The organism is Vibrio sp. Vb0349 (assembly GCF_033338975.1).
The window spans coordinates 1-1,104 of sequence record NZ_JAWOTS010000383.1; the positions used below are offsets into that span (position 1 = coordinate 1).

2 protein-coding genes are annotated in these 1,104 nt (G+C 42.0%); both read left to right on the top strand.

The features are described 5' to 3' along the window. A partial coding sequence (locus R7Q47_RS26025; protein WP_318090233.1) for a PLP-dependent aminotransferase family protein occupies nucleotides 1-602 on the top strand: 602 nt, incomplete at its 5' end. Between the two features lie 99 nt (nucleotides 603-701). Beyond that, the gene (locus tag R7Q47_RS26030; protein ID WP_318090234.1) at nucleotides 702-926 is read left to right on the top strand and encodes a hypothetical protein; all 225 of its coding nucleotides are present in this window, start codon (nucleotides 702-704) and stop codon (nucleotides 924-926) included. Nucleotides 927-1,104: the final 178 nt, after the last annotated feature.

Genomic DNA, 1,104 nt, shown 5'->3' on the forward strand with positions numbered 1-1,104 from the left:
TCGAGCTTGCTGATAAACACGATGTGTATTTGATTGAAGACGATGTGTATTCAGAGCTCTATTTTTCTAACAAGAAACCAAGTTCGCTTAAAACTTTTGATACCCAAGATCGCGTGTTGCATTGCGGATCATTTTCAAAAAGTCTTTGCCCGGGTTATCGGCTGGGGTGGGTGGTCAACAAGCGCTTTAATGAACATCTGCAAAAACTGCAACTTATCTCGACTTTGTCAGGTAGTGCGCCTATCCAACAAGGTATCGCGCATTATTTGCAAAATGACAGCTATGATAATCACCTTAGAAAACTTCGAAAGAATCTTGAGCAGCGACAATCCACGTTCATTGAACTGATCGATAAGTACTTTCCTAAATCGATTCATTACTCACAGCCAGAAGGCGGCTATTTTTTATGGGTTGAACTGCCGGAATCAAAATGCGGAAAAGCGATTTATCAGAAGTTATTGGAAGACAACATCACCGTTGCATTCGGTAAGTTGTTTTCTGTCGGCACAGATTATGAGAACTACCTAAGGCTTAATACATCGTTACCCTGCAACGATGAACTAGAAGAAGCCGTGAAGACGATCGGAGAATTACTTCACTAGCCAACTGTTTACCTATTTTTTGCTCAAACTGTATCAGTGAACGAATCCGAAGCTGTGTTTCAATTACTAGCAGACAACCATTTTAGGTTAGGAGCAATAATGAAAAAGCAGTTGGCAAAGCATGAACTTAGGCTAATGCGTGTTGCTATCTTTAGCGCATTTTTGTTGGTGTTTGCGCACCTGATATTGGCGAAGTCTTTTTCTCATATGGTTTGGACGGAATACACCGCCGCTGTGATTCCATTCGTCATGTTTGGTTTGTGTGTTGTTGGAGTGAAATACGCCGCGCGAGCAGATAAGGATGAAGACGAAAGCAACAGCTAAATTGTACACGCAGATTGCGAGAAAATTATTCGTACAAAATAAAAGACCTCCACATGGGAGGTCTTTTTAATTCTGAGTCACTAAAAAGTGATTAGAAGTTCGCAGAGCGAGGAGTACGTGGGAATGGGATCACGTCACGAACGTTGCCCATGCCTGTTACGTAAGAGACTAGACGCTC